This is a genomic window from Rheinheimera sp. B2H12, assembly GCF_059620065.1.
The window spans coordinates 1,177,653-1,204,235 of sequence record NZ_CM184363.1; the positions used below are offsets into that span (position 1 = coordinate 1,177,653).

At 48.2% G+C, this 26,583-nt stretch carries 25 protein-coding genes; 19 read left to right on the forward strand and 6 right to left on the reverse strand.

Annotated elements, in window-relative coordinates; genetic code table 11:
- Positions 1 to 24: 24 nt before the first annotated feature.
- The 4 genes from AC53GJ_RS05260 to AC53GJ_RS05275 all read right to left on the reverse strand — a co-directional run bounded on the left by AC53GJ_RS05260 (position 25) and on the right by AC53GJ_RS05275 (position 2,835).
- The gene (locus tag AC53GJ_RS05260) at positions 25 to 345 is read right to left on the reverse strand and encodes a hypothetical protein (protein ID WP_496731486.1); all 321 of its coding nucleotides are present in this window, start codon (positions 343 to 345) and stop codon (positions 25 to 27) included.
- Between the two features lie 202 nt (positions 346 to 547).
- Positions 548 to 1,132, reverse strand: coding sequence for a peptidylprolyl isomerase (locus AC53GJ_RS05265; protein WP_496731487.1), 585 nt, complete (start codon positions 1,130 to 1,132; stop codon positions 548 to 550).
- A 3-nt stretch (positions 1,133 to 1,135) separates the two neighbouring features.
- Positions 1,136 to 1,690 (reverse strand): YajG family lipoprotein, encoded by a 555-nt coding sequence (locus AC53GJ_RS05270; protein WP_496731488.1) that lies wholly within the window; start codon positions 1,688 to 1,690, stop codon positions 1,136 to 1,138.
- 2 nt (positions 1,691 to 1,692) lie between these two features.
- Positions 1,693 to 2,835: a methyltransferase gene (locus AC53GJ_RS05275; RefSeq protein WP_496731489.1), complete on the reverse strand. Its 1,143-nt coding sequence runs from the start codon at positions 2,833 to 2,835 to the stop codon at positions 1,693 to 1,695.
- 34 nt (positions 2,836 to 2,869) lie between these two features.
- Here AC53GJ_RS05275 and AC53GJ_RS05280 point away from each other — a divergent pair, with 34 nt between their 5' ends.
- From AC53GJ_RS05280 to AC53GJ_RS05345, 14 genes are all read left to right on the forward strand, one after another.
- Entirely contained in the window at positions 2,870 to 3,502 is a 633-nt protein-coding gene (locus AC53GJ_RS05280; RefSeq protein WP_496731490.1) for an alpha-ketoglutarate-dependent dioxygenase AlkB family protein, read from the forward strand.
- A gap of 112 nt (positions 3,503 to 3,614) precedes the next feature.
- The gene (locus AC53GJ_RS05285) at positions 3,615 to 3,950 is read left to right on the forward strand and encodes a BolA family protein (protein ID WP_496731491.1); all 336 of its coding nucleotides are present in this window, start codon (positions 3,615 to 3,617) and stop codon (positions 3,948 to 3,950) included.
- A gap of 160 nt (positions 3,951 to 4,110) precedes the next feature.
- Positions 4,111 to 5,301 (forward strand): enoyl-ACP reductase FabV, encoded by a 1,191-nt coding sequence (fabV, locus tag AC53GJ_RS05290; RefSeq protein ID WP_496731492.1) that lies wholly within the window; start codon positions 4,111 to 4,113, stop codon positions 5,299 to 5,301.
- Positions 5,302 to 5,652: 351 nt separating this feature from the next.
- A complete protein-coding gene (locus tag AC53GJ_RS05295; protein WP_496731493.1) occupies positions 5,653 to 6,993 on the forward strand; it encodes a Na(+)-translocating NADH-quinone reductase subunit A in 1,341 nt (446 codons plus the stop codon).
- Positions 6,994 to 6,995: 2 nt separating this feature from the next.
- Entirely contained in the window at positions 6,996 to 8,201 is a 1,206-nt protein-coding gene (locus AC53GJ_RS05300; RefSeq protein ID WP_496731494.1) for an NADH:ubiquinone reductase (Na(+)-transporting) subunit B, read from the forward strand.
- Positions 8,194 to 8,982, forward strand: coding sequence for a Na(+)-translocating NADH-quinone reductase subunit C (locus AC53GJ_RS05305; protein ID WP_496731495.1), 789 nt, complete (start codon positions 8,194 to 8,196; stop codon positions 8,980 to 8,982). The genes AC53GJ_RS05300 and AC53GJ_RS05305 overlap by 8 nt, the downstream gene beginning before the upstream one ends.
- Entirely contained in the window at positions 8,975 to 9,604 is a 630-nt protein-coding gene (locus AC53GJ_RS05310) for an NADH:ubiquinone reductase (Na(+)-transporting) subunit D (RefSeq protein ID WP_496731496.1), read from the forward strand. Before AC53GJ_RS05305 ends, AC53GJ_RS05310 begins: the two co-directional genes overlap by 8 nt.
- 11 nt (positions 9,605 to 9,615) lie before the next feature.
- Positions 9,616 to 10,224 carry an NADH:ubiquinone reductase (Na(+)-transporting) subunit E gene (gene nqrE / locus AC53GJ_RS05315; RefSeq protein WP_496731497.1) on the forward strand — a complete coding sequence of 203 codons (609 nt, stop codon included), beginning with the start codon at positions 9,616 to 9,618 and terminating at the stop codon, positions 10,222 to 10,224.
- A 25-nt stretch (positions 10,225 to 10,249) separates the two neighbouring features.
- A complete protein-coding gene (gene nqrF, locus AC53GJ_RS05320) occupies positions 10,250 to 11,476 on the forward strand; it encodes an NADH:ubiquinone reductase (Na(+)-transporting) subunit F (protein ID WP_496731498.1) in 1,227 nt (408 codons plus the stop codon).
- A gap of 222 nt (positions 11,477 to 11,698) precedes the next feature.
- A complete protein-coding gene (gene nqrM, locus AC53GJ_RS05325) occupies positions 11,699 to 11,914 on the forward strand; it encodes a (Na+)-NQR maturation NqrM (protein ID WP_496731499.1) in 216 nt (71 codons plus the stop codon).
- Between the two features lie 240 nt (positions 11,915 to 12,154).
- Entirely contained in the window at positions 12,155 to 13,702 is a 1,548-nt protein-coding gene (locus AC53GJ_RS05330) for a M17 family metallopeptidase (protein WP_496731500.1), read from the forward strand.
- A 235-nt stretch (positions 13,703 to 13,937) separates the two neighbouring features.
- Positions 13,938 to 16,589 carry an ATP-binding protein gene (locus tag AC53GJ_RS05335; RefSeq protein WP_496731501.1) on the forward strand — a complete coding sequence of 884 codons (2,652 nt, stop codon included), beginning with the start codon at positions 13,938 to 13,940 and terminating at the stop codon, positions 16,587 to 16,589.
- Positions 16,586 to 16,999 carry an HIT domain-containing protein gene (locus AC53GJ_RS05340; RefSeq protein WP_496731502.1) on the forward strand — a complete coding sequence of 138 codons (414 nt, stop codon included), beginning with the start codon at positions 16,586 to 16,588 and terminating at the stop codon, positions 16,997 to 16,999. Before AC53GJ_RS05335 ends, AC53GJ_RS05340 begins: the two co-directional genes overlap by 4 nt.
- Before the next feature lie 9 nt (positions 17,000 to 17,008).
- Positions 17,009 to 17,848, forward strand: coding sequence for an HDOD domain-containing protein (locus tag AC53GJ_RS05345; RefSeq protein ID WP_496731503.1), 840 nt, complete (start codon positions 17,009 to 17,011; stop codon positions 17,846 to 17,848).
- A gap of 71 nt (positions 17,849 to 17,919) precedes the next feature.
- Here the strand turns inward: AC53GJ_RS05345 and rdgC are convergent, their stop codons facing one another.
- Positions 17,920 to 18,816: a recombination-associated protein RdgC gene (rdgC, locus tag AC53GJ_RS05350; RefSeq protein WP_496731504.1), complete on the reverse strand. Its 897-nt coding sequence runs from the start codon at positions 18,814 to 18,816 to the stop codon at positions 17,920 to 17,922.
- Positions 18,817 to 18,942: 126 nt separating this feature from the next.
- Positions 18,943 to 20,685: a sensor histidine kinase gene (locus AC53GJ_RS05355; protein ID WP_496731505.1), complete on the reverse strand. Its 1,743-nt coding sequence runs from the start codon at positions 20,683 to 20,685 to the stop codon at positions 18,943 to 18,945.
- A 321-nt stretch (positions 20,686 to 21,006) separates the two neighbouring features.
- Between AC53GJ_RS05355 and AC53GJ_RS05360 the strand changes: the two genes are divergently transcribed.
- The 5 genes from AC53GJ_RS05360 (at position 21,007) to thrB (ending at position 26,571) form a co-directional block, all read left to right on the forward strand.
- On the forward strand, positions 21,007 to 21,372 hold the full coding sequence (locus AC53GJ_RS05360) for a response regulator (RefSeq protein WP_496731506.1): 366 nt from the start codon (positions 21,007 to 21,009) through the stop codon (positions 21,370 to 21,372).
- Positions 21,369 to 21,983 carry a chemotaxis protein gene (locus AC53GJ_RS05365; protein ID WP_496731507.1) on the forward strand — a complete coding sequence of 205 codons (615 nt, stop codon included), beginning with the start codon at positions 21,369 to 21,371 and terminating at the stop codon, positions 21,981 to 21,983. The genes AC53GJ_RS05360 and AC53GJ_RS05365 overlap by 4 nt, the downstream gene beginning before the upstream one ends.
- Positions 21,983 to 22,954, forward strand: a complete 972-nt coding sequence (locus AC53GJ_RS05370) for a GGDEF domain-containing protein (protein WP_496731508.1) — start codon at positions 21,983 to 21,985, stop codon at positions 22,952 to 22,954. Before AC53GJ_RS05365 ends, AC53GJ_RS05370 begins: the two co-directional genes overlap by 1 nt.
- A gap of 219 nt (positions 22,955 to 23,173) precedes the next feature.
- On the forward strand, positions 23,174 to 25,636 hold the full coding sequence (gene thrA, locus AC53GJ_RS05375) for a bifunctional aspartate kinase/homoserine dehydrogenase I (RefSeq protein WP_496731509.1): 2,463 nt from the start codon (positions 23,174 to 23,176) through the stop codon (positions 25,634 to 25,636).
- Positions 25,633 to 26,571, forward strand: coding sequence for a homoserine kinase (thrB, locus tag AC53GJ_RS05380; protein WP_496731510.1), 939 nt, complete (start codon positions 25,633 to 25,635; stop codon positions 26,569 to 26,571). The genes thrA and thrB overlap by 4 nt, the downstream gene beginning before the upstream one ends.
- Positions 26,572 to 26,583 lie beyond the last annotated feature (12 nt).

The window sequence follows — 26,583 nt, forward strand, 5'->3', positions numbered from 1 at the left end:
GCAAGTTGGTTGGCTGCCGCTTGGCTAAGGGCGGATGCCAATACATTCAAATGGAATTTCGGCTTTACCCTGCAGAAAACCAACGCAGTATTGCAATCTTTTGCGCAGCAGCCGGTCTTGCTTTAATTCGGTTTCAGACCAGTATTCAAGCTGATGTAATAAATGCCAGAACACCTGCTCCTGCCGGTTGGCCGGGGTGTGATTGAGGATCTGAAACTGTGCCCATTCTTCCAGCGTGTCCCAGATAAACAGATGAATTTCACGGTGCGGTAATTGCCCGCGCAAATAACGCGACACATAAAAAACCAGCTGTTGCGATTTTTCGATAAAAAACAGCTCTAACATAACCGGCCCCAACCAAGGCAAAATGCTTGAGTGATGTCTCATTCTGCCTGGGCAGAATCTGTGGCAGTTGCAGGGTTCACTCACTGAACCCTGCAGGCGTTAAGGAGAAGTATAGCGGGGATTATTTATCCTGAATTCGTCTGCGGCAGTTTCAGGCAAAAATTGCTGCCAAAATGGCTGTCAATCAAAGGGCAGTGCCCATTTATTTAGCGGGTAACAGAATGGCGCGGATCAGCACCAATGGCTGCTTTGGCACATTTTCCCAGCCTAGTTTTTCTTGATAACCCGTTTCTAAAGCTTTGATTTTATCAAAAACTTCCATGCCCTCGACCACAGTGCCAAACACGGCATAACCCCAGTCTTTGCCTGGATCCAAGCTTGGATTGTCATTCAGATTAATAAAAAACTGACTGGTTGCGCTATGTGGATCAGTTTGTCTTGCCATTGAAATGGTATAAAGCCGGTTTTTCAGCCCATTGCCGGATTCATTATGGATCATGGCAAAGCTTTTCAGTGGCTTATAATCGCGATCATAACCACCCCCCTGTAACACAAACTCAGGTTCCAGCCGGTGAAACAGACTGCCGTCATATACTTTTTTATCGACATAGGTCAAAAAATTATTCACTGTCAGCGCAGCTCTGGTTCTGTCCAGCTCGACCACAATATGACCGGCTGTTGTTTCCAGCCGGACCCTTGGGAAAAAGTTATCTTTTTGCAAATACTGACCATTGGCCAAACTGCTGGTCGAGACCAGCAGTAACAACAGGGCATAGATAAATTTCATCAGTTAATTCCTCAGGAAATCTTGCCAGCTCTGATCACGCAATAAGTTGGCGATCACTTGCTCCGTTAATACCCGTAACTCTCGCTCTGCGACGGCAGTATCCAGTTTAAATGGGCCGGAAAAACTGCTTTTACCGCTGTAGCTTTTGTTAAAAGAACCTGAATCCCGCTCAATCTGAATGCTTAATTCAACATTGTTTTTCACAATATGCTCAACAGTACGTAGTTCAGCATTGGCTTCCAGTTGATTAATCTGCACTGTAACCACCACAGGCTCAGCTTCAGCCACACGGGCGCCCTGGCTGGTAAATGCCGAGGCCAGCGCCTGTTGTAATTGCTGTGGTAAGTCATTGCTGGTTGGGTAAGCATTCACTTTATCACCATCGCGCATCACCAGCGTGCCGTTGGTCGGTCTGTTATCCTGTACATTTAACCTAAAAGCGACATTACTCAGCTGATTGGTCTGATTCCAGAATACTTGAGGGGCCACAATAAAAGATGGCACCGGATTGCTGCAAGCTGCCAGAGTCAGCATGGAGGCTAGGAGTAAACGACGCATATTCAGTTCCTTTTTATAGCTTCTAAGATGGTAAATTTTGCATTACTGGCCACATGAATACAACCGCCAAACAACCGTGCCAGTTTTTCACTGTAACCTAAATGCCGGTTGGCGACGATACGCAATCTGCCGTGTTTTTTCAGCACCCGCCTCGCATCGCTGAACATTTGCCAGGCGATATGATCAGTGATGGCATGTTGCTGGTGAAAGGGTGGATTACAAATCACCACATCAGCACTGTTATCGGCCTGGCTGGCCAGGCAGTCATCAATGATAAATTCGGCTTGTTGCACCAGTGCCGGAAAGTTAGCAGCTAATGTCAGTCTGGCTGACTCAATAGCCATATAGGATTCATCGGTGCCGACCAGTTGCAGTTCAGGTTGTTGCTGCAGCATCCGGATGCCCAACACGCCATTACCACAACCCAAATCAATCACGCGCTGACCGGGCGCACATCGCGGCAGGTGTTGTAATAAAAAGCGGGCACCAATATCTAAGCCATCGCGGGAAAATACATTGGCATGGTTGATCATCAACAGTTGTTCTGTGCTGTCTTGCCAGCGCAATGGAAACTCAGGGCTGGTGGCTAGCGCTTGTTGCGGATCGATGTGACAACGAATAATCCGACATTTTCGAACGGTCAGGGATGCTTCAACCGGCCCCAGTTCCTGACGGAATATATTCAGCAGATTCTGGCTGATATCCTTGGCTTTAGCCGCGGCGATGATCTGGCAGTCTGCTGGCAGCTGTTGTTTCAGTTGCCGCAGTTGATAGCGTAAATAACTATGGTTATTGGGTAGTTTCAGCAGCACCAGGGATGCTGCAGGCAAAGGATCCAGGCTGCTCAGTTGGGTTAACTGTGGCAGATCCAACTGGTTCTGCTGGAAATTATACCGGGTTGCCAGTTGGCTGATGTAGGAGTCTGACACCTGAACCGGCTGATAACTGGCCAGAGCAGCTGCAAGGGCACCAAACTGGTCATTGAGCAGTAACAGAGTTGCAGGCCCAGATTGTAGCAGTGGCAATGCGGTTTCTACTAACAACTCGTCAGCAGCATCCCAGGCCTGTAAACTACGATTTTTTTGTTCTGGCGGAAATCGATCGAGTGTCAGTGACTGACCTGCGATCACACATGAAAGGCTCATAGTTTGATGATCATCTGCAAAGAAGGGGGCTATTTTGCCAGATCTGCAGCTTAGCGACAACCAAAGGCAGCAGGCCCGTCACTGCCAACACTTTTTATTGCCGGATGCAGAGTTATGGTTGTGGCGGCAGTGGTTGCCGCCTGCCCAGAGTCAACCGATATTTCAGCAGCTCATGACGACGATGCCATGGCAGCAGCCGCAGATCCGGATGTTTGGTAATGCAGTGCAGATCCCGCGCAAGCAAGTCTGGATGGGGGATCCGCATTGCAGTTATCGTTATTCGGGAGTGTTGTTTCAGCCCGAACCCTGGCAGCCATTGCTGCAGAAGATCACGGCCTGGGTCAATCGGCAACTGAATCGCCAGTTTAATGCTGTGCTGCTGAACTTATACCGGCAGGGTGATGAACATATGGGCTGGCACAGTGATGATGAACCTGAACTTGGCGCCATGCCAGAAATTGCTTCCTTGAGTCTGGGGCAGAGCAGACGCTTTGATTTGCGGCATCGTTCAGAGGGGCATCAGCTAAATTTAACCTTAGCTGACGGCGACTTATTGTTGATGGCTGGGGACTGCCAGCAGCACTGGCAACATCGGCTGCCAAAACAAGCCAAAGCAGATTCAGCCAGAATTAATCTGACTTTTCGTTCTATAGCTAGACCAGTCTAAGCTGCTTTGGCAAGGTTTTTTGGATATCTTTTTTTGCGATAAAACAGTTGCTGACAAGCCAGAGCCACGGCACTACAGTAGAGAATGAATACGAACAGAAGGAACAGGCATTATGTTAATCCATACCTCGATCGAGCAAAAACTGTTAACAGCCTTCGACCCCGTGTTCCTGGATGTGATTGATGAAAGTCACATGCACAGTGTGGCACCAGGGGTTGAATCACATTTTAAAGTGGTTATTGTGACACCAGCTTTTGATGGTATGCGCTTGCTGCAGCGGCACCGTGCTGTGAACGCAATAGTTGCCACTGAGCTGGCGGAGAAAATTCATGCGCTGGCACTCCACACTTACACGCCGGGTGAGTGGTATGAATATTACGCGGAGAAACCACCAGCTTCACCAAAATGTTTTGGCGGTTCTAAACGGGATAAAACGCCAACCGAATAAACGCACTATCTGGCCTGTTGCAGTGTCAGCAACAGGCCATTCTTGTGGCTCAGTGCAATGCTTTTGTTGCTGTCCACTGTTTTCCTATGCTGATCAGACCTGTTTGCTGTGTTAAAGTTTTACACTAACGGCAATTTTAACCAACAACAGGTTCTTATTTATGGTTATTCAACCGAAAATCCGTGGTTTCATCTGTACCAATGCGCATCCGGTCGGCTGCGCTGAACATGTGCAAGAACAAATCCAATACGTGAAAACGCACGGTCAAGTCAACAATGGACCAAAAAATGTACTGGTTATCGGCGCATCCACTGGCTATGGCCTGGCGTCGCGGATCACTGCTGCTTTTGGTTCAGGTGCCAATACCTTAGGTATTTTCTTCGAAAAAGAAGCGACCGAAGGTAAAACCGGCTCGGCTGGCTGGTACAACACTGCAGCTTTTGAACAGGCAGCCAATGCAGCAGGTTTGTGGAATAAGCACCTCAATGGTGATGCCTTTACCGATGAATTAAAAGCGCAGGCGATTGAGCTGATCCAGCAGGAAATGGGCAAAATTGATCTGGTGGTCTACAGCCTGGCAGCGCCACGGCGCAAAGATCCGGTCAGTGGTGAGATTTACAGCTCAGTGTTAAAGCCAATTGGTCAGGCGTACACCGCCAAAACGCTGAACACCAGTAAACGTGAAATTGAAAACGTCTCAGTTGAACCTGCCAATGATGACGAAATTTTTAATACCGTCAAAGTGATGGGTGGGGAAGACTGGGAGCGCTGGCTGGATCAACTGCATGCTGCCGGTGTGCTGGCTGAAAACGTCCAAACAGTTGCCTATACCTATATCGGTAAAGAACTGACCTGGCCAATTTATGGTAAAGCCACTATTGGTCGCGCCAAAGAAGATTTAGACCGCGCTGCGACGGCTATTACCAATAAGCTGCAAAGCCAACAAGGTCATGCTTATGTCGCTTCGTTAAAAGCGTTGGTGACCCAAGCCAGTTCAGCGATTCCTATTATGCCGCTCTATATTTCATTGCTGTACCGGGTGATGAAAGAAGAGGGCAGCCACGAAGGTTGCATCGAACAAATTTATGGTTTGTTTCAACAGTGTCTGTACAACCCGGCGCGTCAGTTAGATGAAGCGGGTCGGCTGCGGATGGATGGCAAAGAGCTTGCCGAGCATATTCAGAGCAAAGTGACCGCCTTATGGCAACAGGTTGAAACGACTAATATTGATGAGCTGACTGATTACAAAGGTTATCATCAGGAGTTTTTGCGGTTATTTGGCTTTGGTTATAGCCATGTTGACTACAATGCAGATGTATCTCCGATGGTCAGTCTGGCAAATTTAGCTTAAGATACTGCGCCGCCGAACAGGCGGCTTTTGTTTGCGCAAGTGGGTAATAACTTAATCAAATAACACTGAATCTGGCGCTGTGACTGGTAGTAAAGAAGAAATCAGACTGATTTTCGGCTTTCTCAGGCAAAAAAATCAATCTTGACTACACTTGGCACAGTCCGTTCGTCAGCGACAGAATTTTGTTATTTATCATAGCTGGCCTGTGGGTTTAATGCTAAAATCCGCCGCTATGTACGTGTATCTGGTGAAATTAGGTTGCGATTCAGCCCGATTTCGCCAGGTGCGCTGCCAGGTGAGCAGCTGAAAAACCAGGCCCTGTTTCTTCCCGTTAAAGTAGTGCAAGTACGTATGATTAAAATCAAAAAAGGATTGGACATTCCCCTGTCGGGCAGTCCTAAACAAGTGATTCATGACGGTCCTGCTGTCAAATCGGTCGCTGTACTGGGTGAAGAGTATGTCGGTATGCGTCCAACCATGTTGGTTGAGGTTGGCGATAAAGTAAAAAAAGGTCAGGGTCTTTTTGAAGACAAAAAAAATCCTGGCGTGAAATTTACGGCGTCGGTCGCGGGTACTGTCAAACTGATTAACCGTGGTGCCAAGCGGGTTCTGCAATCTGTGGTCATCGAAGCTGATGGCAGCAACGACTCTGTAGCTTTTACAGCTGTTGCGGCTGACAAATTAGCTTCGCTGGAAAGCGCAGTGGTGAAACAGCAATTACTGGATTCAGGTTTATGGACTGCGTTCCGCACTCGTCCATTTAGCCAAATTCCAGCCATTGACAGCACGCCAAAAGCGATTTTTGTCACCGCGATTGATACTAATCCGTTAGCAGCTGATCCTGCAGTAGTGATTGCTGCGGCTGGTGATGCATTGCAACATGGTTTGACCGTACTGACTCGTCTGACAGAGGCCAAAGTTTTTCTGTGTAAAGCTCCGGCTACCCAGATTAACGCGCCTGCTAAGGTTCAGGTGGAAGAGTTTGCCGGCCCGCACCCTGCAGGTTTGCCAGGCACTCATATCCATTTCCTGGCTCCGGTGTCGCTGAACAGCGTCGCCTGGCACATCAACTATCAGGACGTGATCGCCATTGGTAAGCTGTTCGTTACAGGCGAACTGGATACCAGCCGAGTGATTTCACTGGCCGGTCCTGTGGTGAAAAATCCACGTTTGATTAAAACCGTACTGGGCGCTGCAGTGGAAGATATAACTGCAGGTGAGCTGAGCGAAGGCCAGAACCGTATCATTTCAGGATCGGTGTTGGCAGGCAAAGCTGCGACTGGTGTGCACGCTTATCTTGGTCGTTTCCATTCCCAGCTTTCTGTGCTGGCTGAAGGTTACGAAAAAGAGTTCCTCGGCTGGATTGTGCCAGGTGCGCAGAAGTTTTCTGTCACTCGCGCTTACCTGTCGCATTTAAGCCCGAAACGCCTGTTCAACATGACCACCACGACCAACGGTTCAGACCGTGCCATGGTGCCAATTGGCAACTATGAGCGTGTGATGCCTCTGGATATTTTACCAACGTTACTGTTGCGTGATTTACTGGTCGGCGATACCGATGGTGCCATTTCGTTAGGTTGTTTGGAACTGGATGAAGAAGATCTGGCATTATGTACCTTTGTCTGCCCTGGCAAATACGACTACGGCGTGGCACTGCGTAATGCTCTGACAACCATCCAGAAGGAAGGCTGAAGATGAGCTTAAAGCATTATTTAGAAAGCATTGAACCGCAATTTGAAAAAGGCGGTAAACATGAAAAGTGGTACGCTTTATATGAAGCCGTTGCCACTATTCTGTATACACCGGGTAAAGTCACTAAGTCTGCCACCCATGTACGTGACAGCATCGACTTAAAACGGATCATGATTTTTGTCTGGTTAATGTTATTCCCTGCCATGTTCTTTGGTATGTTTAACATTGGTCACCAGGCGGCGTCAGTTTTATCTGCAACAGTGACTGTTCCTGATACCTGGCAAGTGGCTTTATTCCACATGTTGGGCGGCGAATTGACAGCTGAATCAGGCTGGGGTAGCAAAATGCTGTACGGCGCTTGCTGGTTCCTGCCTATTTATGCAGTGGTATTTGCCGTCGGTGGTTTCTGGGAAGTGTTATTTGCCTCTGTCCGTAAACACGAGATCAATGAAGGTTTCTTCGTTTCTTCTATTCTGTTTGCGTTGATTCTGCCGGCAACCATCCCACTGTGGCAGGCTGCCTTGGGTATTACTTTTGGTATCGTGATTGCGAAAGAAGTGTTTGGTGGTACTGGCCGTAACTTCTTAAACCCGGCACTGGCTGGCCGTGCTTTCCTGTTCTTTGCTTACCCGGCACAAATTTCTGGTGACAAAGTCTGGACTGTCGCTGACGGTTATGCCGGTGCAACCTGGTTATCAAAAGCGGCCAACGGTGAAGTCACTGACTGGTCAATCAATCAACAGTGGTGGGATGCATTCTATGGTTTCATTCCTGGTTCTATCGGTGAGACTTCAACCTTAGCCCTGATGATTGGTGGTTTGGCACTGATTTACTTCCGCATTGCTTCTTGGCGTATTGTCGCTGGTGTGATGGTCGGTACTGTGGTGTTCTCTACCATGTTTAACCTGATTGGTTCAGACACTAATGCAATGTTTGCTATGCCTTGGTACTGGCACGTTGTACTGGGTGGTTTTGCCATTGGTATGTTCTTTATGGCAACAGATCCGGTCTCTGCGTCTTTCACTGATGCAGGCAAATGGTCCTACGGTATTCTGATTGGTTTTATGGTCGTGATGATTCGTGTGGTGAACCCGGCATATCCGGAAGGCATGATGCTGGCGATTCTGTTCGCTAACCTGTTCGCACCATTGTTTGATTTTATGGTTGCACAAGGCAACATCAAGCGGAGGCTGGCACGTAATGTCTAATAATAACGAAAGCATCGGCAAAACGTTTTTTGTCGTTATTGGCCTGTGCTTGATCTGTGCGATTTTTGTCGCCAGTTCTGCCGTCATGTTGCGTCCGAAACAAGCGGAAAACAAGCTACTGGATGCACAGAAGAACATTCTGGTTGCTACAGGTTTATTATCTGGTGGTAATGTCAAAGAACTGTTTGAAAAACATATTCAGCAGCGTCTGGTTGACTTGGAAACTGGTGAGTTTGTACAGCAGGATCCATTAACTTATGACTACCGTAAAATGATGAAAGATCCTGCTGGCAGCATCAAGCTGACGGATCAGGAAGATTTAGCATCAATCAAAACCCGCGCCAAAATCGCGCCGGTTTATATCGCCTACAATGATGGTATTGCCTCAGGTCAGATTTCTGCCATCGTGCTGCCAGTACATGGCTATGGTCTGTGGTCGACCATGCATGGTTTTCTGGCATTGGACAAAGACGGCGTGACCATTAAGGGGCTGAACTACTACGAGCATGGCGAAACGCCTGGTTTGGGTGGTGAAATTCAGAATCCGAAATGGGTTGCTCAGTTTGTCGGTAAAAAGCTGACGGATGATGCCGGTAATCCAGCGATTAAAATCCTGAAACCTGGTAACGCCCAGGCAGGTTCTGCCACTGAAGTCGACGGTTTATCCGGTGCAACTTTAACCAGTAATGGTGTGCAGAACACGTTCGAGTTCTGGGCAGGTGCCAAAGGCTTTGCCCCATTCCTGGCTAAAGTTCGTCAAGGAGCATTAAATAATGGCTAGTGCAAAAGAAATGAAGGCGCTTGTTTTTGGGCCGGTTTTTGCCAATAACCCTATTGCATTACAGGTGCTCGGTATCTGTTCTGCGCTGGCAGTAACAACAAAACTGGATAAAGCACTGGTGATGGGTGTTGCCCTGACACTGGTCACAGCATTCTCCAGTATGTTTATCTCAATGATCCGTAATCATATTCCGTCAAGTGTGCGGATTATCGTGCAAATGACCATTATCGCTTCCTTGGTTATTGTGGTAGACCAGGTACTGAAAGCTTATGCCTACAACGTAGCGAAAGAGCTGTCAGTCTTTGTTGGTCTGATCATTACCAACTGTATCGTGATGGGGCGTGCTGAAGCTTACGCGATGAAAAGCCCGCCATTGATGTCATTCCTGGATGGCATCGGTAATGGTCTGGGTTATACCGTGCTGTTAGTCATTGTCGCTGTGATCCGTGAACTGTTCGGCTCAGGTACATTGCTAGGTGTGGAAATTCTGCCACTGATCAGTGCTGGCGGCTGGTACCAGCCGATGGGTCTGTTGTTAATGCCACCAAGTGCATTCTTCATTATCGGTATTTTGATTTGGATGCTGCGGACCTGGCGTCCTGAGCAACAAGAGAAGCACTAAGGAGTCATGACATGGAACATTATTTAAGTTTGTTTGTTCGTGCCGTGTTTATCGATAACTTAGCGTTATCCTTTTTCCTCGGTATGTGTACTTTTATCGCGATTTCCAAGCAAATCAAAACTGCTTTCAGTTTAGGTATTGCCGTGACTGTGGTGCTGGGTTTATCAGTACCGCTAAATAACATCGTGTTTAAGCAATTTCTGGCACCTGGTGCATTGGACTGGTTAGGTTTTCCTGATACAGATTTAAGTTTCCTTGGTTTTATTGCTTATATCGGTGTGATTGCCGGCCTGGTACAAGTGCTGGAAATGTTCCTCGATAAATATGTGCCGTCACTGTACAACGCGCTGGGTATCTTCCTGCCTTTGATTACAGTGAACTGCGCTATTTTCGGTGGTGTTGCTTTCATGGTCGAGCGCGACTATACCCTGGCCGAGAGCGCTGTGTTTGGTTTAGGCGGTGGTATCGGCTGGACTCTGGCAATTACGTTAATGGCTGCTGTCAGTGAAAAGCTGAAATATGCTGACGTACCAGTGGCATTACGTGGTTTAGGTTCACGCTTTATTATGGTTGGTCTGATGAGTCTGGGCTTTTTGTCCTTCTCAGGCGTATCCCTGTAAGCATCAGAAGTAAAAGGAAAAGACAATGCAAGAGATTTATCTTGGCGTTGGTATGTTCACCTTACTGGTGGTTGCCCTCGTTGTCATGATTTTGGCAGCTAAAGCAAAACTGGTGTCTTCCGGTGAAATTACCATTGGCATCAACGGTGATCCGTCAAAAGCAATCAAAACAGGTGCCGGCGGTAAACTGTTAAGTGTACTGGCTGACAAGGGTATTTTCCTGTCTTCAGCCTGTGGTGGTGGTGGTTCTTGTGGTCAGTGCCGTGTGCACGTTCATGCCGGTGGCGGTGATGTACTGCCGGTTGAATTTGGTCACTTAACCAAAGGTGAGCGTCGGGAAGGTTGCCGTTTAGCTTGTCAGGTCAGTGTCAAAACTGATATGGAAATTGAAGTCGAGCCAGAAATTTTTGGTATCAAAAAGTGGGCTTGTTCTGTTATTTCAAATGACAACAAAGCCACCTTTATTAAAGAACTGAAACTTCAGATCCCGGATGGCGAATCTGTACCTTTCCGTGCTGGTGGTTATATTCAGATCGAAGCACCTGCGCATCACATCAAATATGCTGATTTTGATATTCCGGCCGAGTACCGTGGTGACTGGGAACGCTTTAAGTTCTTCACCTTAGAATCGAAAGTGGACGAAGAAACCATCCGTGCTTACTCGATGGCGAACTATCCGGAAGAAGAAGGCATCATCATGTTAAACGTGCGGATTGCAACCCCGCCACCAAACAACCTGACACTGCCATGCGGTAAAATGTCTTCATTCATCTGGAGCCTGAAAGCCGGTGATAAAGTGACTATTTCTGGTCCATTTGGTGAGTTCTTCGCCAAAGATACTGAAGCAGAAATGGTCTTTATCGGTGGTGGGGCTGGTATGGCACCAATGCGTTCACACATTTTTGACCAGCTGCGTCGGTTAAAATCTAAACGCAAAATTACCTTCTGGTATGGTGCCCGTTCTAAACGTGAAATGTTCTACGTTGAAGATTTCGATATGTTGCAAGCAGAAAACGAAAACTTTAAGTGGCATGTTGCCTTGTCTGATCCGCAACCGGAAGATAACTGGACTGGCTACACTGGTTTTATCCACAACGTCATTTATGAGAACTACCTGAAAAACCACAAGGCTCCGGAAGATTGTGAATTCTACATGTGTGGTCCGCCAATGATGAACAAAGCTGTCATCAATATGCTGAAAGATTTAGGCGTAGAAGATGAAAACATCCTGTTGGATGACTTTGGTGGTTAACCACTGAAACTTGAAAAAGCCAACCTTCGGGTTGGCTTTTTGTTTTTACAGTCCGGCCTCAGCCAGAGGCTGAGGCGCGTTTTCGGCAAGACCAGCCATGCAAGCTAGTCCCCGTTAAAAAGCGACGGCTAAAAACCATTGCAACACTGGGGTTGTGGCTGATTTATTGTTACAATAGTGTCCTTTGCTGCTGCATATACCGCCTGAATAAAGATCGAGGTAATGATGGAAATCTTTCTGCTGACTTTTGTACTTATGTTAATCGTGTTTGCGGCTATGGCTATCGGTTATATAGTTCAGCGTAAAACCATTGCCGGCAGTTGTGGTGGTTTAAGTGCCGTTGGTATCGAAAAAGCCTGTGATTGTGATAATCCTTGTGAAAAACGCAAAGAGCGGTTACGCAAAGAACAGCAATGGCAACAGAATAAAATTATCTGAAACACTTTGTTGCTTGATGAAGGCCCGATCTGGGCCTTTATTTTATGCCGCAGCCCCGGCGGCAGTTAAAGCTTGTTTTAAAGCGATGAATAACAACCTAATAAACTGTACAGTCCTTTATCGTTCTATTCGCTGTTGTAGCTATTTCCTGACAATAACAACAGGCTGACACAGTGATGACTTGTCTGCAACATTGCTCTGGCTGATAATAGATGACCTCATCACAAGGATATAAAAACTATGGCCTTACCTCTGCCGTTGCCGGTTCCGGCACTTAGTGCCGCGTTGGCGGACGACCGTTTTGATGCGTTGATCCTGATTGCTCAGCAGCTACAGGATGTAACAGAGCCACAACTTGCTCATTTCATTCGGCAAGCTGCGGCTTATGATCAACGGATCGGTAAAGAAACCCTGTTGTTGCTGTCAGATTTGGCACCCGGGCATAGATTAATTCTGGCTCCTACCGGCTTGCTGCAGCGCGATGTGGACGATGTCCGCAGTTTTGCCGATGTGGCAAAACAAGCTATTGTGCAAGCTAAAAATGCTGGTGCCGTTGCCCCACTGGTTTGGGTACTTCCTGCACCGGGCGATGCCTATATGCAGGCGCTGTCCGTGGTTTATCTGGCGATGGCACAAGCGTTGTGGCAACCATTGGAAGGGCGCGAGGCCCGTGGCGAACAGCAACTGGAACCTGTGATGCAGATTGGTCTGGTTGGAGCAACCGCAGCGCAAACTGATTATCTGTGCGCGGTAGAATCAGGTCGGCGACTGGCACGTGATCTCTGTGGTACCGAACCTGAGCGGATGGCTCCACGTCGTTTCGCTGATTATTGTGTTGAGACCTTTGCCGGTAGTCCGGTCAGTGTTGAGGTAGAAACCGATGTCGATACCTTACTGGCTGATTACCCTTTGATGATGGCGGTCGCCCGCAGTTCATTACATGTCGAACGGCATCACCCGGCGTTAATCCGTTTGGAATATCAACCAGAAGGTGAAGTCACCCAGACGTTGTTCTTCGCTGGTAAAGGACTGGTTTATGATACGGGTGGCGCTGATGTAAAAATTAACGGTGGTATGGCGGGAATGAGCCGCGATAAAGGCGGTGCGGCCGCAGTAGCTGGTTTTCTAAAAACAGTCGCACTACTCAAACCAACTGGTTTAAGAGTGGTCGCAGAAATTGGTGCTGTGCGAAATAGCATTGGTTCTGATGCTTTTGTACCGGATGAAATTATTACCAGTCATGCCGGTGTCCGGGTCCGGATTGGTAATACCGATGCCGAAGGTCGCTTGGTGTTAGCTGATTTAATGTCGCATCTGCGGATAGAAGCTGAGACTGCGGTGAACCCTACACTATTCTCGGTCGCGACATTAACCGGCCACGCGGCAAGGGCCGTCGGACCTTACACCGCCCTGGTCGAAAATGGTGCAGCATTCAGCCAGCAGTTATCGGCAACTTTGGCTCAGATCGGCGATATCTGGGGGGACCCGAGTGAAGTTTCCCGCAGTAGGCGGGAAGATTTCAGTTTTATCAAAGCGCGTAGTGCAGCGGATGATGTCCTGAGTTGTAATAATGCCCCTTCATCAGTGACAGCACGTGGTCACCAGTTCCCGATGGCTTTTTTGGTGGTCGCCGCCGGATTGGATCCCTGTTCAGCTAAAGCTGCCAAGCCTTTACCCTATGTACATATTGATATTGCTGGGAGCGGGGTAGACGGTGGCGACTGGCAGCATGGTAAACCATCGGCAGCTCCGGTGGCCGCATTGGCCGCCCGATATTTAGCGAGCTAAGCAACAGCAAAAGTTCCAGGCACTGTTCCAGGCACTGTTCCAGGCACTGTTCCTGGAACTGCTGTCGGCTGACTGAGCATTACCAACCGCAGTCAACGCGGATCCCTGCAACAAGCAAAGGGCCTCGTCAGTGTTACTGCCTTATCACATACTGACAAAGATGTTGTGAGGTACCCGTTTGCTCGGTATGCTAGTGCATAGATAAATAGTTGTTCGGGCACGGAATTAAGCGCTAATGAGACTTCGCGAAACCCTCGTCATCTACATGTTTCCGTTGTTAGTGCTGCCGACAGTATTATTTGGCTTTTTAGCTTACCATTTCAGCGGTTCGGCATTTTCTCAACAAGCATTTTTTAAAGTGTCACGCCATCAGGTGCAGCAGCAACAAGTGCTAGAACAATTTTTCTCCAGCCATCAGCAAGCACTTAAAGTGCTGGCGACCAGTGATATTTTTCAACACTTTTTGCAAGATAACGCTCAGCAACGCGAACTGTTGCAAGGTTTACAGCATTTTTTACAGCAAAACCCTGAACTGCAACAACTCAAGTTATTGAAACTCAATGGTGAACTGGCATTGGCGATGCCGGATGCTGTATTGCACAACCCGGTGCAAAGATTTCGCAGTGATTATTTTTCCTCGTTGCAAGGTATGGTGGAAGACAGCGGAATTTTCATTTCTCGTGAAGCTGAGCAACAAGATCTAAAAGTAATTTTTGCCCGTAAAATTTATCTCAGCTCGGCCGAAAGTGGTCAGATGAATAGATTATGGGGCTATTTGGTGGCGACAGTCGGGGTCGATCCGCTGCATAAAATCACCGAAGATATTTTTGTCGGTTCTCAGGTGAACCTGATTGTCAGTGGCAGTGGCGTGATTGCTTATGCGCAGAAGCCACAACTGATTGGCAGCACCTTTGCACCGACCAACTTTAAACAAATTCAGCAAGCAGTCGCAGCCGCTCAGTTACAATCGATTGTGTTGCTTGGCAAACCCATGCAAGTGCTTGCCACCCCTTTACCTGGTGAGTTTTTACTCGTCACAGCTATTGAAGAAGATGCCTTACTTGGCGATGACAAGCACTTGCCCTTGTTGCTGTTTTGTTCGAGTTTACTCTTTGCGTTAGGGTTGCCACTCCTCTGTTACTGGTTGCTGGTCAGGTATATTTTTGAGCCGATTAAAGTACTGACTGAAGCCAAAACGGCGGTGGGGCGTGGTGATCTCAGCACCTTGTTGACCGTCACCAAGCAAGACGAACTGGGTGAAATGTTTGCCGCATTTAATGTCATGGTACGCCAACTCAGGGTCTACCGGGAACGGGAGCTGGCCAACAAACAATCGCTGGAAGATAAGGTTTCGCAGCGGACTCAAGACTTGGCTCGTGCCAACGATGATCTGGCCAGGGCGAATCAGGAACTGATCCAGGCAAGGGAAACTGCTGAACAAGCCAATAGGCTCAAAAGTGTGTTTCTGGCCAATATGAGTCATGAAATCCGCACGCCATTAACCGCCATTATTGGTTTTAGTGAGCAAGCACTGATCGAACAGCAACCTGAGGTGCTGGCAGATTATCTGCAACGGGTGCTGCGCAGCGGCGATCATTTATTAAAACTCATTAATGATATTCTCGATTTGTCGAAAATCGAAGCTGAAAAACTGGAACTGTCGAAGCAAAAATTTAACCTGCTACATATGCTGGATGATATTTATCAGCAAACAAAAAATCAGGCGCAATCTAAACAATTAAATTGTCTACTGGAGCTACAGTTTCCATTGCCGGAGTTTTTGTTTGCTGACGAGCTGCGCTTTCGGCAGGTTTTACTCAATCTGACCAGTAACGCCTTAAAATTCACCCAGCGCGGTAAAGTGATTATTCATGTCAGTTATCTGGTTGGGGCTGAGCAATTGCTGATCAAAATTAAAGATACTGGTATTGGCATGTCCAGTGACGAGTTAAGTAAATTATTTCAGCCTTTTGTTCAAGCGGATGCCACCGTCACCCGTAATTTTGGCGGCACTGGTTTAGGGCTGGTGATTTCAAAAAAATTGATGCAGCAAATGCAAGGCGATATCCGGGTCGAAAGTGTGAAGGGGATTGGCAGTTGCTTTGAAATAGTGGTCAATTGCGAAACTCAGCATCTGAGCCTAGTCAACAGCTATCAGCAACAAGCATTACCAGTTCAGGCCGACCCGCAATTCAAACCGCAGCAACTGCGGATTTTGTTAGCAGAAGATAATGTCGATAATCAGTTATTAGTGTCGGTGTTGTTGCAAAAAATTCAGGCTGAATTTGTCATAGTCGCCAATGGTCGTGATGCGGTGCAACAACTGCTGGATCGTGAGTTTGATCTGGTATTTATGGACATGCAAATGCCGGAAATGGGCGGGGAAGAAGCGACGCGGTTGCTCCGCCATGCCGGTATTGAGGTACCTGTGATCGCGTTGACGGCCAATGTGATGCGGGAAGATAAACAACGTTATCTGCAGGCCGGTTGTCAGGCTTTGCTGGCTAAACCGATAGTGCAAAAAGATTTTTATGACATGATCCAGCAATACACCCAAAAAGAACGCTCACTGGAGGCGGCACTCGCACTGCGCCTGGAGCAAGATCCGGCAATTATTGCATTAAAACAAGAGTTTGCTCAGCGATTACCGGATTTACTGGCAGAGTTTGCAGGCTATTGGCAACAACAGGATTTGGCCAAGTTACAGTATGAAGCCCATAGCCTGAAAGGTTGTGCTGGCAGTATGGGGTTTCCCGGCATCACGCAGTTGGCGGCAGAATTAGAGCTGGCAGCCCGTAGTCAGGATAGCAAAGTATGTCAGTTGGTCCTGCTGAGGATGCAGCAGGAACTGGTCAGCCGGCCATCAGGTGTCACCACAGAGTCATGATGATGAATACAGAGTTTCAGTTACACCCACAACTAGTCCAGGATTCCATCTGGCTGGCAGATTGGCCATTATGCCAGTTACGTTTAAGCCTGGACGCCAATTATCCTTGGTTCTTGCTGATCCCAAGAAGGAATAATATTCTTGAAATCATTGATTTAACGACTGAAGATCAACAACAACTTTGGCAGGAAAGCGCTTGTCTCAGTCGCTGGCTGCAGCAGCAATTTCAAGGCGACAAACTCAATATCGCCGCACTTGGCAACATGGTGCCGCAACTTCATCTGCATCATATTGTCAGGTTCAGCACCGATCCAGCCTGGCCGGCGCCAGTTTGGGGCAAAGTTGCAGCTATTCGTTATACCGAGGCTCAGTTACAACAGTTGGTGCAGGCGGCCCCTGCATTTGCATAAGGATATCAAATGTCAGCAGAACAAGCGTTATTAACGTTATTGATGGAAAAGCTCAGTAATAACTTACTGGTGTTGCCAACCCTGCCTGAAATTGCCGTACGGGTCAGGCAGGCGGCCGATGATCCGGATATTAACCTTGGCCGCATGTCTGAGGTGATAGCGCTGGATACCGCCCTGGCAGCCCGCATTATTAAAATTGCCAATAGTGCCTTCATCGGCCGGAGCGTTAAAGTCACCACCCTGAATCAGGCGGTGACCCGTATTGGCTTAAGCCAGGTAAAAAATATCGCGACGGCGATGGCGCTGGAGCAGCTTTTTGTTAGTCACAGCCCGGACATAGCCAGCCGGATGAGCCAACTGTGGCGTGAAACTGTCCAGGTCACTGCGGTAGCGATGGCTTGTCTGAAGTTTTATCTGCAAAAACATAAACATGATGGTCTCAATCTGGACACTCTGACCTTGGCTGGACTGGTCCATCAAATTGGCATTTTACCTATTCTGGCCGAAGCGGAAAAATATCCGGATACCTTTGGGGATACTGCATTTTTGCAAAAAGCGCTGCAAGATTACAGCGCGCCAATCGGCACCGCCATCATGAGCTACTGGGATTTTGCGGATACCTTTGCCGATGTAGTCAAACATTGTCGCTCGGGACTACAGCGCGATAGCGTCAGTTACACCGATTTTATCCGGATTGGTCGCATCAGTTGTGGTTTATGGTCCGATCCGCAGTCGGCCGAACTGCTGATGAATGAATGGTTACAACTTGGCTTGATGCCAAAGAAAAATCCATTGCAGGATGCCGCCATTGCCAGTTGGACCGAAGAGGCCAAGGCTTTATTCAGTTAACGGCTGGTTGATTGAGCCGCCTGTCAGAACTGACAGACGGCTTGAACGGTTACTGGTTCTTAGTTAGCCGTTTAGGGTTGGCCAATCGCCTGACGCAGTGACTGCAACAAAATGGCGACTTCATTGGCCATCACCAGTAAATCAGCGTCCAGGCGTAATACCATATCATCCCAGCCTAATTCATCATTCTGATTCGCCAGCATCTCATGGAAACGGAGTTTTTTCAGACTGCCATCATCGCAGACCATAAAATTCACCTGACCTTCCAGTGCAAATTCCAGCTTAGTGACCAGTTTATCTTCCAGATGGCTTTGTACTTCGTCAGCCGTCAGCAGGTGATTGCTGAATTTCACTTTGGCGCCTTCTTCATCAGGGGCTTTTAGCTCGGCTTCATGACCTAAGCTAAATCCGGCAGGCAAGTTTTGATTGGTCAGCCATTGTTGCATCGCCATATTGAGCTGATTGTTATCAATCCATGGCATGGCAGGTAATGAACCCAGGGCTTTACGGACTAAACTCAACACTTCTTCTGCGCGACTGGCTGAACTGGTGTTGACAATAAACCACTGATTTTGCTCATCATAAAGTGCGGTCGTCACAGTTGAACGGCTAAAAGCCCGTGGCAATAACGTCTGGATCAGTTCTTCTTTTAATGCCTGTTTTTCTTTGCGACCCAGTGGCCGGCCTTTTTCGATTTCCAGTGCATCAATTTTCGGTTGCAGCTCTTCATTTATCACGGCTGCTGGCAACACTTTTTCCTGCCGTTTGACGGCAAACAAATGTAAGTGCTGTTGTTGATGATGATATTCTTTAATGCTGTGATGCAGCGGATAAGTAAACCCCATTTTCACAGCGTCCTGACCGGTACATGGACTGAATTTATGTTCCGCTAAGGCACGGCTAAGTGCTTCAGGTGCCAGATCAAGCGGTTCGGTAATTTGGTAAATACGCAGGTTTTTAAACCACATAAAGGCTCACTTTTTCTTGCCGCGGCATGGCTACGGCGGAGTTTCAGAATGACGCCAAGTATACCGGTAAAGCTGGCGGGCACAACCTGCCTGACACTCAGGGTCAGGCAGTTGCAGGTTTTTTCTTCAACGTTTCAGCACTTTCGGAAAACGGATATGGTAGGACAAGCCATGGCCAGGTTCACTTTTCACCTGAATACTGCCGCCCAGCGTTTGCCGCACCAGGTTGTAGGTGATGTGGGTGCCAAGACCACTGCCGCCCTGATCACGTTTAGTGGTGAAAAATGGATGGAACAGTTTTTCCAGTTGTTCTGCAGTTAAACCTTTGCCGTCATCACTGTAATTAATATCCACCACATTGCCTTCATCCACCACTGTGATATGAATATGGCCTTCTTCGATATCTTCAAAACCATGGATCAATGAATTCATCAGTAAGTTGGTAAAAATCTGCGAAATAGCACCAGCCGGACAACTCAGGGTCATATTTTCCGGGCAATTGACTTCAATATGGTGACGGGTCTTTTTAAAGTGCGGCTGCAGGCTACGGATGATCTCATTCAGATATTCATGGAGCTGAATAGTGCGGATCGCTTCGCTGGTCTGATCGACCGCAATTTGTTTAAAGCTGGCAATCAGTTCCGATGCCCGGATCAGATTGGTATTGAGCAGTTCAGTGCCTTGTTTGGCTTCTTCGATGAAATGTTCCAGCGCCTTGGGCGACAGTGTTTTTTCCTGATATGAATGTTCCAGCACCGCCAGTTTTTCGGCCAGAAAACTGGTGGCGGTCACCCCAATCCCGACCGGGGTATTTACTTCATGGGTGATACCGGCCACCAGACCGCCCAGAGCGGCCATTTTCTCCGACTGTACCAGACGATCCTGCGCCTGACGTAAATCACTGACCAGCTTTTCCAGTTCGGTTTGTTTACTGCGCAGTGCATCTTCGGTATGACGCCGGCGTTCAATTTCTTCCCGCAAGGCTTGTTGTTTAACTTCAAGCTCTTGTTTTTGTTGCTGTAAATCCATCATTGCCTGGCTGAGGCCCGAAGTCTTGCGTGCGACTTCCTGCTCCAGAATTAAATTATGCTGATCAAGTTTTTCATTCGATTGCAGCAGCTGGCGCTGGGTATTTTCCAACTGACCTTTGTAATCCTGCACTCTGGCAATTAAGCGGTTAAAGGCATCTGCCATCACGCTGAGCTCGTTAGTATCCCCATGCTGAATTTCGACTTTGGTGTTATCCAGGTTATCCAGTTCTAATTCTTCTATTTGTTGCGTCAGTTCGGCCAGTGGCAAGGTCAGTTGTTTGCGAAAGGCGATTAAAAACAGGATGATCAGAAATGTTGTCTTTAGTAAGGCATTGCCGATCAGAAAATAAATCCCGACTTTAATCCGATCCAGCACTATATTCCGGCTGGAAAACAAGGTGACATCGCCGACCTGAGTGGCGCGACCGGAAAATTCGAAAATCAGTGGAAAGGTATAACCAAATAAACCAGATTGTTGTTCGGTCAGCCGGACGCCTTCTTTGACCAGTTGATTGCTGTAACGCTCATTGATATCAATATATTGGCCAAGCTGAGTGATCACGGCGCCGCTGTCATCCCGCACTATGATGCCTTCAATCGATGGGATCGCCAGCAAGCCATCGGCAATAATCAGCGCCTGCGCTGTGTTCAGCTCCCAGATGGCCCGGGTCAGACTGCCAGAAATTGTTTGTTGTAAAGTTGAAAGCTCGCCATTGATATGGTTCTTGGTATTAAAGTATTCGGCGACTATCTGTCCTAAGGTTACGACAAAGGTCAAAATAAAATAGACTGACAATACTTTGGTCAGCAGTTTTCGGGATAAACTTTTTTGCTGCATCTGACTACCTGTGTTCAGTCTTTTACTGACGGCGAATGGAATAAAATTAGCTAAAAAAAACAATAATTAAAATAGCAAAGCGCGATTAAATTCCAGTAATTACCGCTCGCTGTCAATCCAGACTGATATTTTATTTTTCAACCGTCATCTTGGTGTTGCAACTATAGCTGACAATTGTGTCAGCTGAAAATCTCGGCATCGATGTAAATGTATCTTCAACCATTCTGTGAATTTAAGGTAAGCTGTTGCATTCATTGGGTCAACTGGTTATATTTTGCCCGTAACTTCGCAGAATTATTAGAATTATTGAGGCTGTACCGAATGGCTTTGCCAGTGCTTATTTGTGACGATTCATTGTTGGCGCGAAAACAGGTCAGAAAAAGTTTACCTGACAGTTTTGACGCTGAATTTCAAACGGCCGGAAACGGCTTGGAAGCCCTGTCCATTCTACGACAGCAGGAAATAGGTCTGGTGTTTTTAGATCTGACCATGCCAGAACTGGATGGTATCGGCGTGTTGGAAGCTATTAAGGCCGAACGGATAGATTGTTTTGTTATTGTGATCTCTGCCGATATTCAGCCTGAAATGCAAAAACGGGTGATGGAGCTTGGTGCGCTGGCATTTGTGCAAAAACCCGTTAGTGAGGACAAGCTCAGCGGCATTCTCAAACAATACGGACTGATATGACCAGCATAGGTTTTAATGACGAACAACGCGATTGTTTGCAGGAAATCATCAATGTCGCGATGGGACTGGCCAGTGATAAGCTGGCAAGGTTTCTCAATACTTTTGTTCATTTGCAGGTGCCTTCGATTGCGTTAGTCGGAGCCAGCCATCTGCCGGCAGAATTTGAGCATCGTTATCAGGATGCTGAAGTAGCGCTGGTCAGTCAGGGTTTTTTTGGTGATGAAGGCCTGCGTGGTGAGGCCATAGTGCTGTACCAAATGGAAAATGCCCATAAGATTGCCGCCTTGTTAGGCTATGACATTGGTGATGTTTCAGAAATTGAAATGCTAACCGATATCAGTTCTATTCTGACCACCACCTTTTTAAACGGCCTGGCCAGTCAGATTGAAAACAGTCTGTCTTACAGTGCGCCGCGTATTTTGTCATCGCGCCAGGGTGAAGTGACCAGTATGCTGGAAAACACTTCGTTTCATTGGGAGCATGCGCTGAAAGTAGATATCAGCTACCAGTTGATCGACCATTCTTTTAACTGCGATATGATTTTGCTGATCCCGGGCGAAGCTGTGATGAACATCAAACATATTCTCGATCGGATCCTGGAGGCATACTGATGCCACACGCCTGGTTAAGCAGTCCTATCCTGGCGCAGCTGAATTGCGGGGTCATAGTGGTTGATGACGCCTATCAAATCCATTATTTGAACGCTTTTATTGAACGCCATGCTAACGTGCAACTGTCGGCGGTGCTGGGGCAGTCGTTGTTCCGGGTATTTCAGGATTTGCCTGAAGCCTGGCTAAAACGCAAACTGATGAGTGTGCTGGATCTGAAAACGCCGGCGTTCAGTAGTTGGGAGCAACGGCAATATATTTTTAAATTACCGCATTTAAGACCCGTCACCAGCAGCAGTCAGTACATGGCACAAAATTGCACTATGGTGCCGCTCAGTACCCCGCAATATGAGCAACCCTTGGTGTGTATTCTGATTGAAGATGCCACTGATGCTTTTGTCTATCAGCAACATTTAAGTAAAACCTTGATTGAACTGGAAAGGGCAAACCGGCAGGATGGCCTGACCAAAGTGCTGAACCGGCGCTATTGGGAAGAGCAACTGAAGCAGGAAATTCACCGGGCGCAACGCTATCGCCATCCGTTGTCGCTGATGCTGTTCGATTTGGACAAATTCAAAGATTTAAACGATAAATATGGTCATCTTGGTGGCGATTTTGTGTTGATCGAGTTGGCTTCTTTTATTGGCAGTTTGCTGCGCGATTCAGATTTACTTGGCCGTTATGGTGGCGAAGAATTTGGCATTATTTTACCGGATACTGAACTTGAAGGGGCGGTTGAAGTGGCTGAGCGGATTTGTGCCGCAGTGGCGGAACATCCGATGTTATTTAACCAGCAGACCATCAGAGCCAGTATCAGTATCGGTGTCGCGGCTTTTCACCCGACACAGCATTTGCTGCACGATGATTTAATTCGTTGTGCCGATATGGCGCTTTACAACGCCAAACGCAATGGTCGCAACCGGGTCTGTAGTTTTTTGTCCGGTGAAACCAGTTATCAGAAAAAAACCAACTAATTCCCCTTTAAAGGAAATTGGTAATTTAATTACACATTTAGATTGACAGACGTCTAAAACTTTGAGCATATAGACTGCATGAAAACTATCCATATCAATACCACCACCACGATTATTACCACCAGCCCTGCGGGGTAGGAGGTCGGCGGCGTATTGTCCTGAAAAAGGCCCGTGACCTCACCAGTCACGGGCCTTTTGCGTTTAAAAAGGAGTAAACCTATGAAGGTGCTGAAGTTTGGTGGTTCGTCGTTAGCGTCAGTTGAGCGGTTTTTGGAAGTAGCTGGCATTGTAAAACAACAAGTTAGCGCTGAACCTCTAGGTTTAGTGTTATCGGCGCCGCAAGGCGTGACTAATTTGCTGGTGGAACTGACTGATCTGGCTTATCTCGGTGCAGATTATAGTCTGCTGTTGCAGCAATGGGTCGATCGGCTGGCACAGTTACAGTTGCAAGCCGACAATTGCTTAGCTGGGGCTGATCAGCAGCGACTGACTGAGGTCAGACAGCAGCAGTATCAGCAACTGAGTAATCAACTGTCAGGTGTAGCTTTATTACGATATTGCCCGGATCATATCAAAGCGCAAATTCTGGGCTTGGGCGAACAATTCAGTGTCGTGCTGATGCGTGCTTTACTCAGCAGCCTGCAACTGCAGGTGGTGGCGCTGGATTCAGTGCAATGTGTGAAAAGTCAGGGCGATTATTTAAATGCGGTGGCCGATATTCCAGCCTCGGAACTAGCCTTAGCGGCGGCGTTAGCTGGCCAGAATGCGCAGGTGTATGTGATGGCTGGTTTTGTTTCCAGCAACGCGCAGGGCGAACTCTGTTTACTGGGCCGCAATGGTTCTGATTATTCGGCGGCTATTGTAGCGGCCAGCGTGCGGGCCAGTGTCTGTGAAATCTGGACTGATGTCGATGGCGTCTACAGTGCCGATCCGCGTCAGGTGAAACAGGCACAGCTGATTGATCATTTGTCCTACGACGAAGCCATGGAGCTGTCCTATTTTGGTGCCAAGGTGCTGCATCCAAAAACGATTGGGCCGCTGGCGCGTTATCAAATCCCTTGTTATATCAAAAATACCCTCAATCCGGCAGCGCCAGGCACTTGTATTGATGCCAATAACAACGGTGATAGCCTGGTGAAAGGTATTTCCAGTCTGGAACATCTGGCCTTGATCACGGTGTCGGGCCCTGGCTTAAAAGGGGTGGTTGGCATGGCATCGCGGGTGTTTGCCACTATGGCGCGCGAACAAGTGTCGGTCAGTTTAATCACGCAGTCATCCAGTGAGTTCAGCATCAGTTTTTGTGTTGGCCAACTGGATTTAGCGGTGGCGAAAAAAGCGCTGGAAACCGAGTTTGAACTGGAGTTACACGGCAAGTTGTTGCGGCCGCTGGTGATCCAGCCCGACATGGCGATTGTCAGTTTAGTCGGGGATGGCATGCGCCAGCATCGTGGTGTGGCGGCGAAGTTCTTTGCTTCTTTATCGCAGGCCCGGGTCAATGTGGTCGCGATTGCGCAAGACTCGTCCGAGCGGTCGATTTCAGCGGTGGTTGAACAAAAAGCCTGCCGTAATGCGGTCAAAGTCTGCCATGAGAACTTTTTTAGTCATGTGCCGAGCATTGATGTATTCCTGGTTGGCTGCGGTGTGGTCGGTAGTGAACTGCTGGCGCAATTTCAGCGTCAGCAACAATTTTTACAGCAGCGCAATGTCCGATTAACCGTCTATGGCATTGCCAATTCACGGCAACTGCTGCTGGACGCGCAGGGCGTCGATTTAAGTCAGTGGTCAGCACAGGTCAGCTCAGCCACAGCACAATTTAGCTTAGCGGCGCTCAGCCAGTTTGTGCAGGATAACCATCTGACCAATCCAGTGTTGATTGACTGCACCAGTGCCGAAGCAGTGGCGATGCAATATGCTGACTTTTTAGCGGCTGGCTTTCATATTGTGACACCGAATAAAAAAGCCAATACCGCCAGTCTGGCCTATTACCGCCAGTTGCGGCAGGTTGCGCAGCAACATCGGCGGCGTTTTTTATATGAAACGACGGTCGGTGCCGGTTTACCTGTGATTGATACTTTACAGGGCCTGCTGAATGCCGGTGATGAGCTGATGGCGTTTGAAGGGATTTTATCCGGTTCGTTATCTTACTTGTTTGGTGAGTTAGAGCAGGGCGGTCTGTTGTCAGCGGTCACCGCCAAAGCCAAGGCGCTTGGTTTTACTGAACCGGATCCACGCGATGATTTATCTGGGATGGATGTGGCGCGTAAGCTGTTGATCCTGGCCCGTGAGTCTGGCTTGCAACTGGATTTGTCTGATGTTGTGGTCGAATCGGTATTACCGGCTGATTTTGCGCCTGGCAGCTCGGTGCCTGACTTTATGCAGCAATTGCCTGCGTTGGATGCATGGTTTGCCGACAAAGTCGCTGCCGCCCGCGCTGAGGGTAAAGTGCTGCGTTATATCGGTGAAATTGTCGATGGTCAATGCAAAGTCGCGGTCAAAGCTTTAGCGGCCGATCATCCACTGGCGAAAGTGAAAGATGGTGAAAATGCGCTGGCGATCCATACCCGTTATTATCAGCCGATCCCCTTTGTATTACGGGGTTATGGCGCAGGTGCGGCGGTCACTGCTGCCGGTGTGTTTGGCGATGTGATGCGTACCCTTGGCTGGCAGCAGGAGATGTCATGATGCAGTCGTATTTTGCACCGGCTTCTACCGGTAATTTCTCGGTAGGTTTTGATTTACTGGGTGCCGCTTTTAGTCCGCTCAATGGCACATTGCTCGGGGATGAATTGGTGATCCTGGGTGAAGCGCAAGCATTGTCCTTAGTAGTATCCGGCCGTTATGTGCATCAGTTGCCCGCCGATGCCAATGACAATCTGGTGTTGCAGTGTTTTTATGCCTTTGAAAAAAAGCTTGGGCGACCACTGCCGCGCTTGCAGCTTGAGCTGAAAAAGCATCTGCCGGTTGGCAGTGGGCTTGGCTCCAGTGCTTGCTCTATTGTAGTGGCCTGTTATGCCTTTAACGATTATTTTGGCCGGCCTTTGTCGGACTTTCAGCTGTTGCAACTGACTGCTGAATGTGAAGGCGGTGTCAGTGGCGCTGTGCATTACGACAATGTGGCGCCTTCATTGGTGGGTGGGCTACTGCTGATGTTGCCGCAAAGCCCGTTGCTGTATCGCCCTTTGCCATGGTTTGCGCACTGGCAGGTGGTGTTGAGTTATCCGGGCACAGTGCTATCGACCCGGGCGGCACGAGAGGTGCTACCGCCAACGCTCAGTCTGAAACACAGCATTGCCTTTGCCGGCGCTTTATCGCGTTTTGTCAGTGCGATGTATAGCCAGGACGAAACGGATGCGATTGTGGCATTGCAGGATCTGGTGGCTGAACCGGCACGCTTAGCGCTGATCCCCGAGCTGACCCAGATCCGCGCCGATCTGATGGCACAGGGCATTGCCCATGTCGGTATTTCCGGCGCCGGTCCGACCTTGTTTGCGCTCTGTCAAAGCCCTGAACTGGCTGAGCTAGCCGCCGCTTATTTGCGCACTCATTATGAAAAAAATCAGGATGCGATGACCCAGATCTGTCAGTTGGCGACCACGGGTGCCCGTCGTATTGGTTAATAACAACATTTG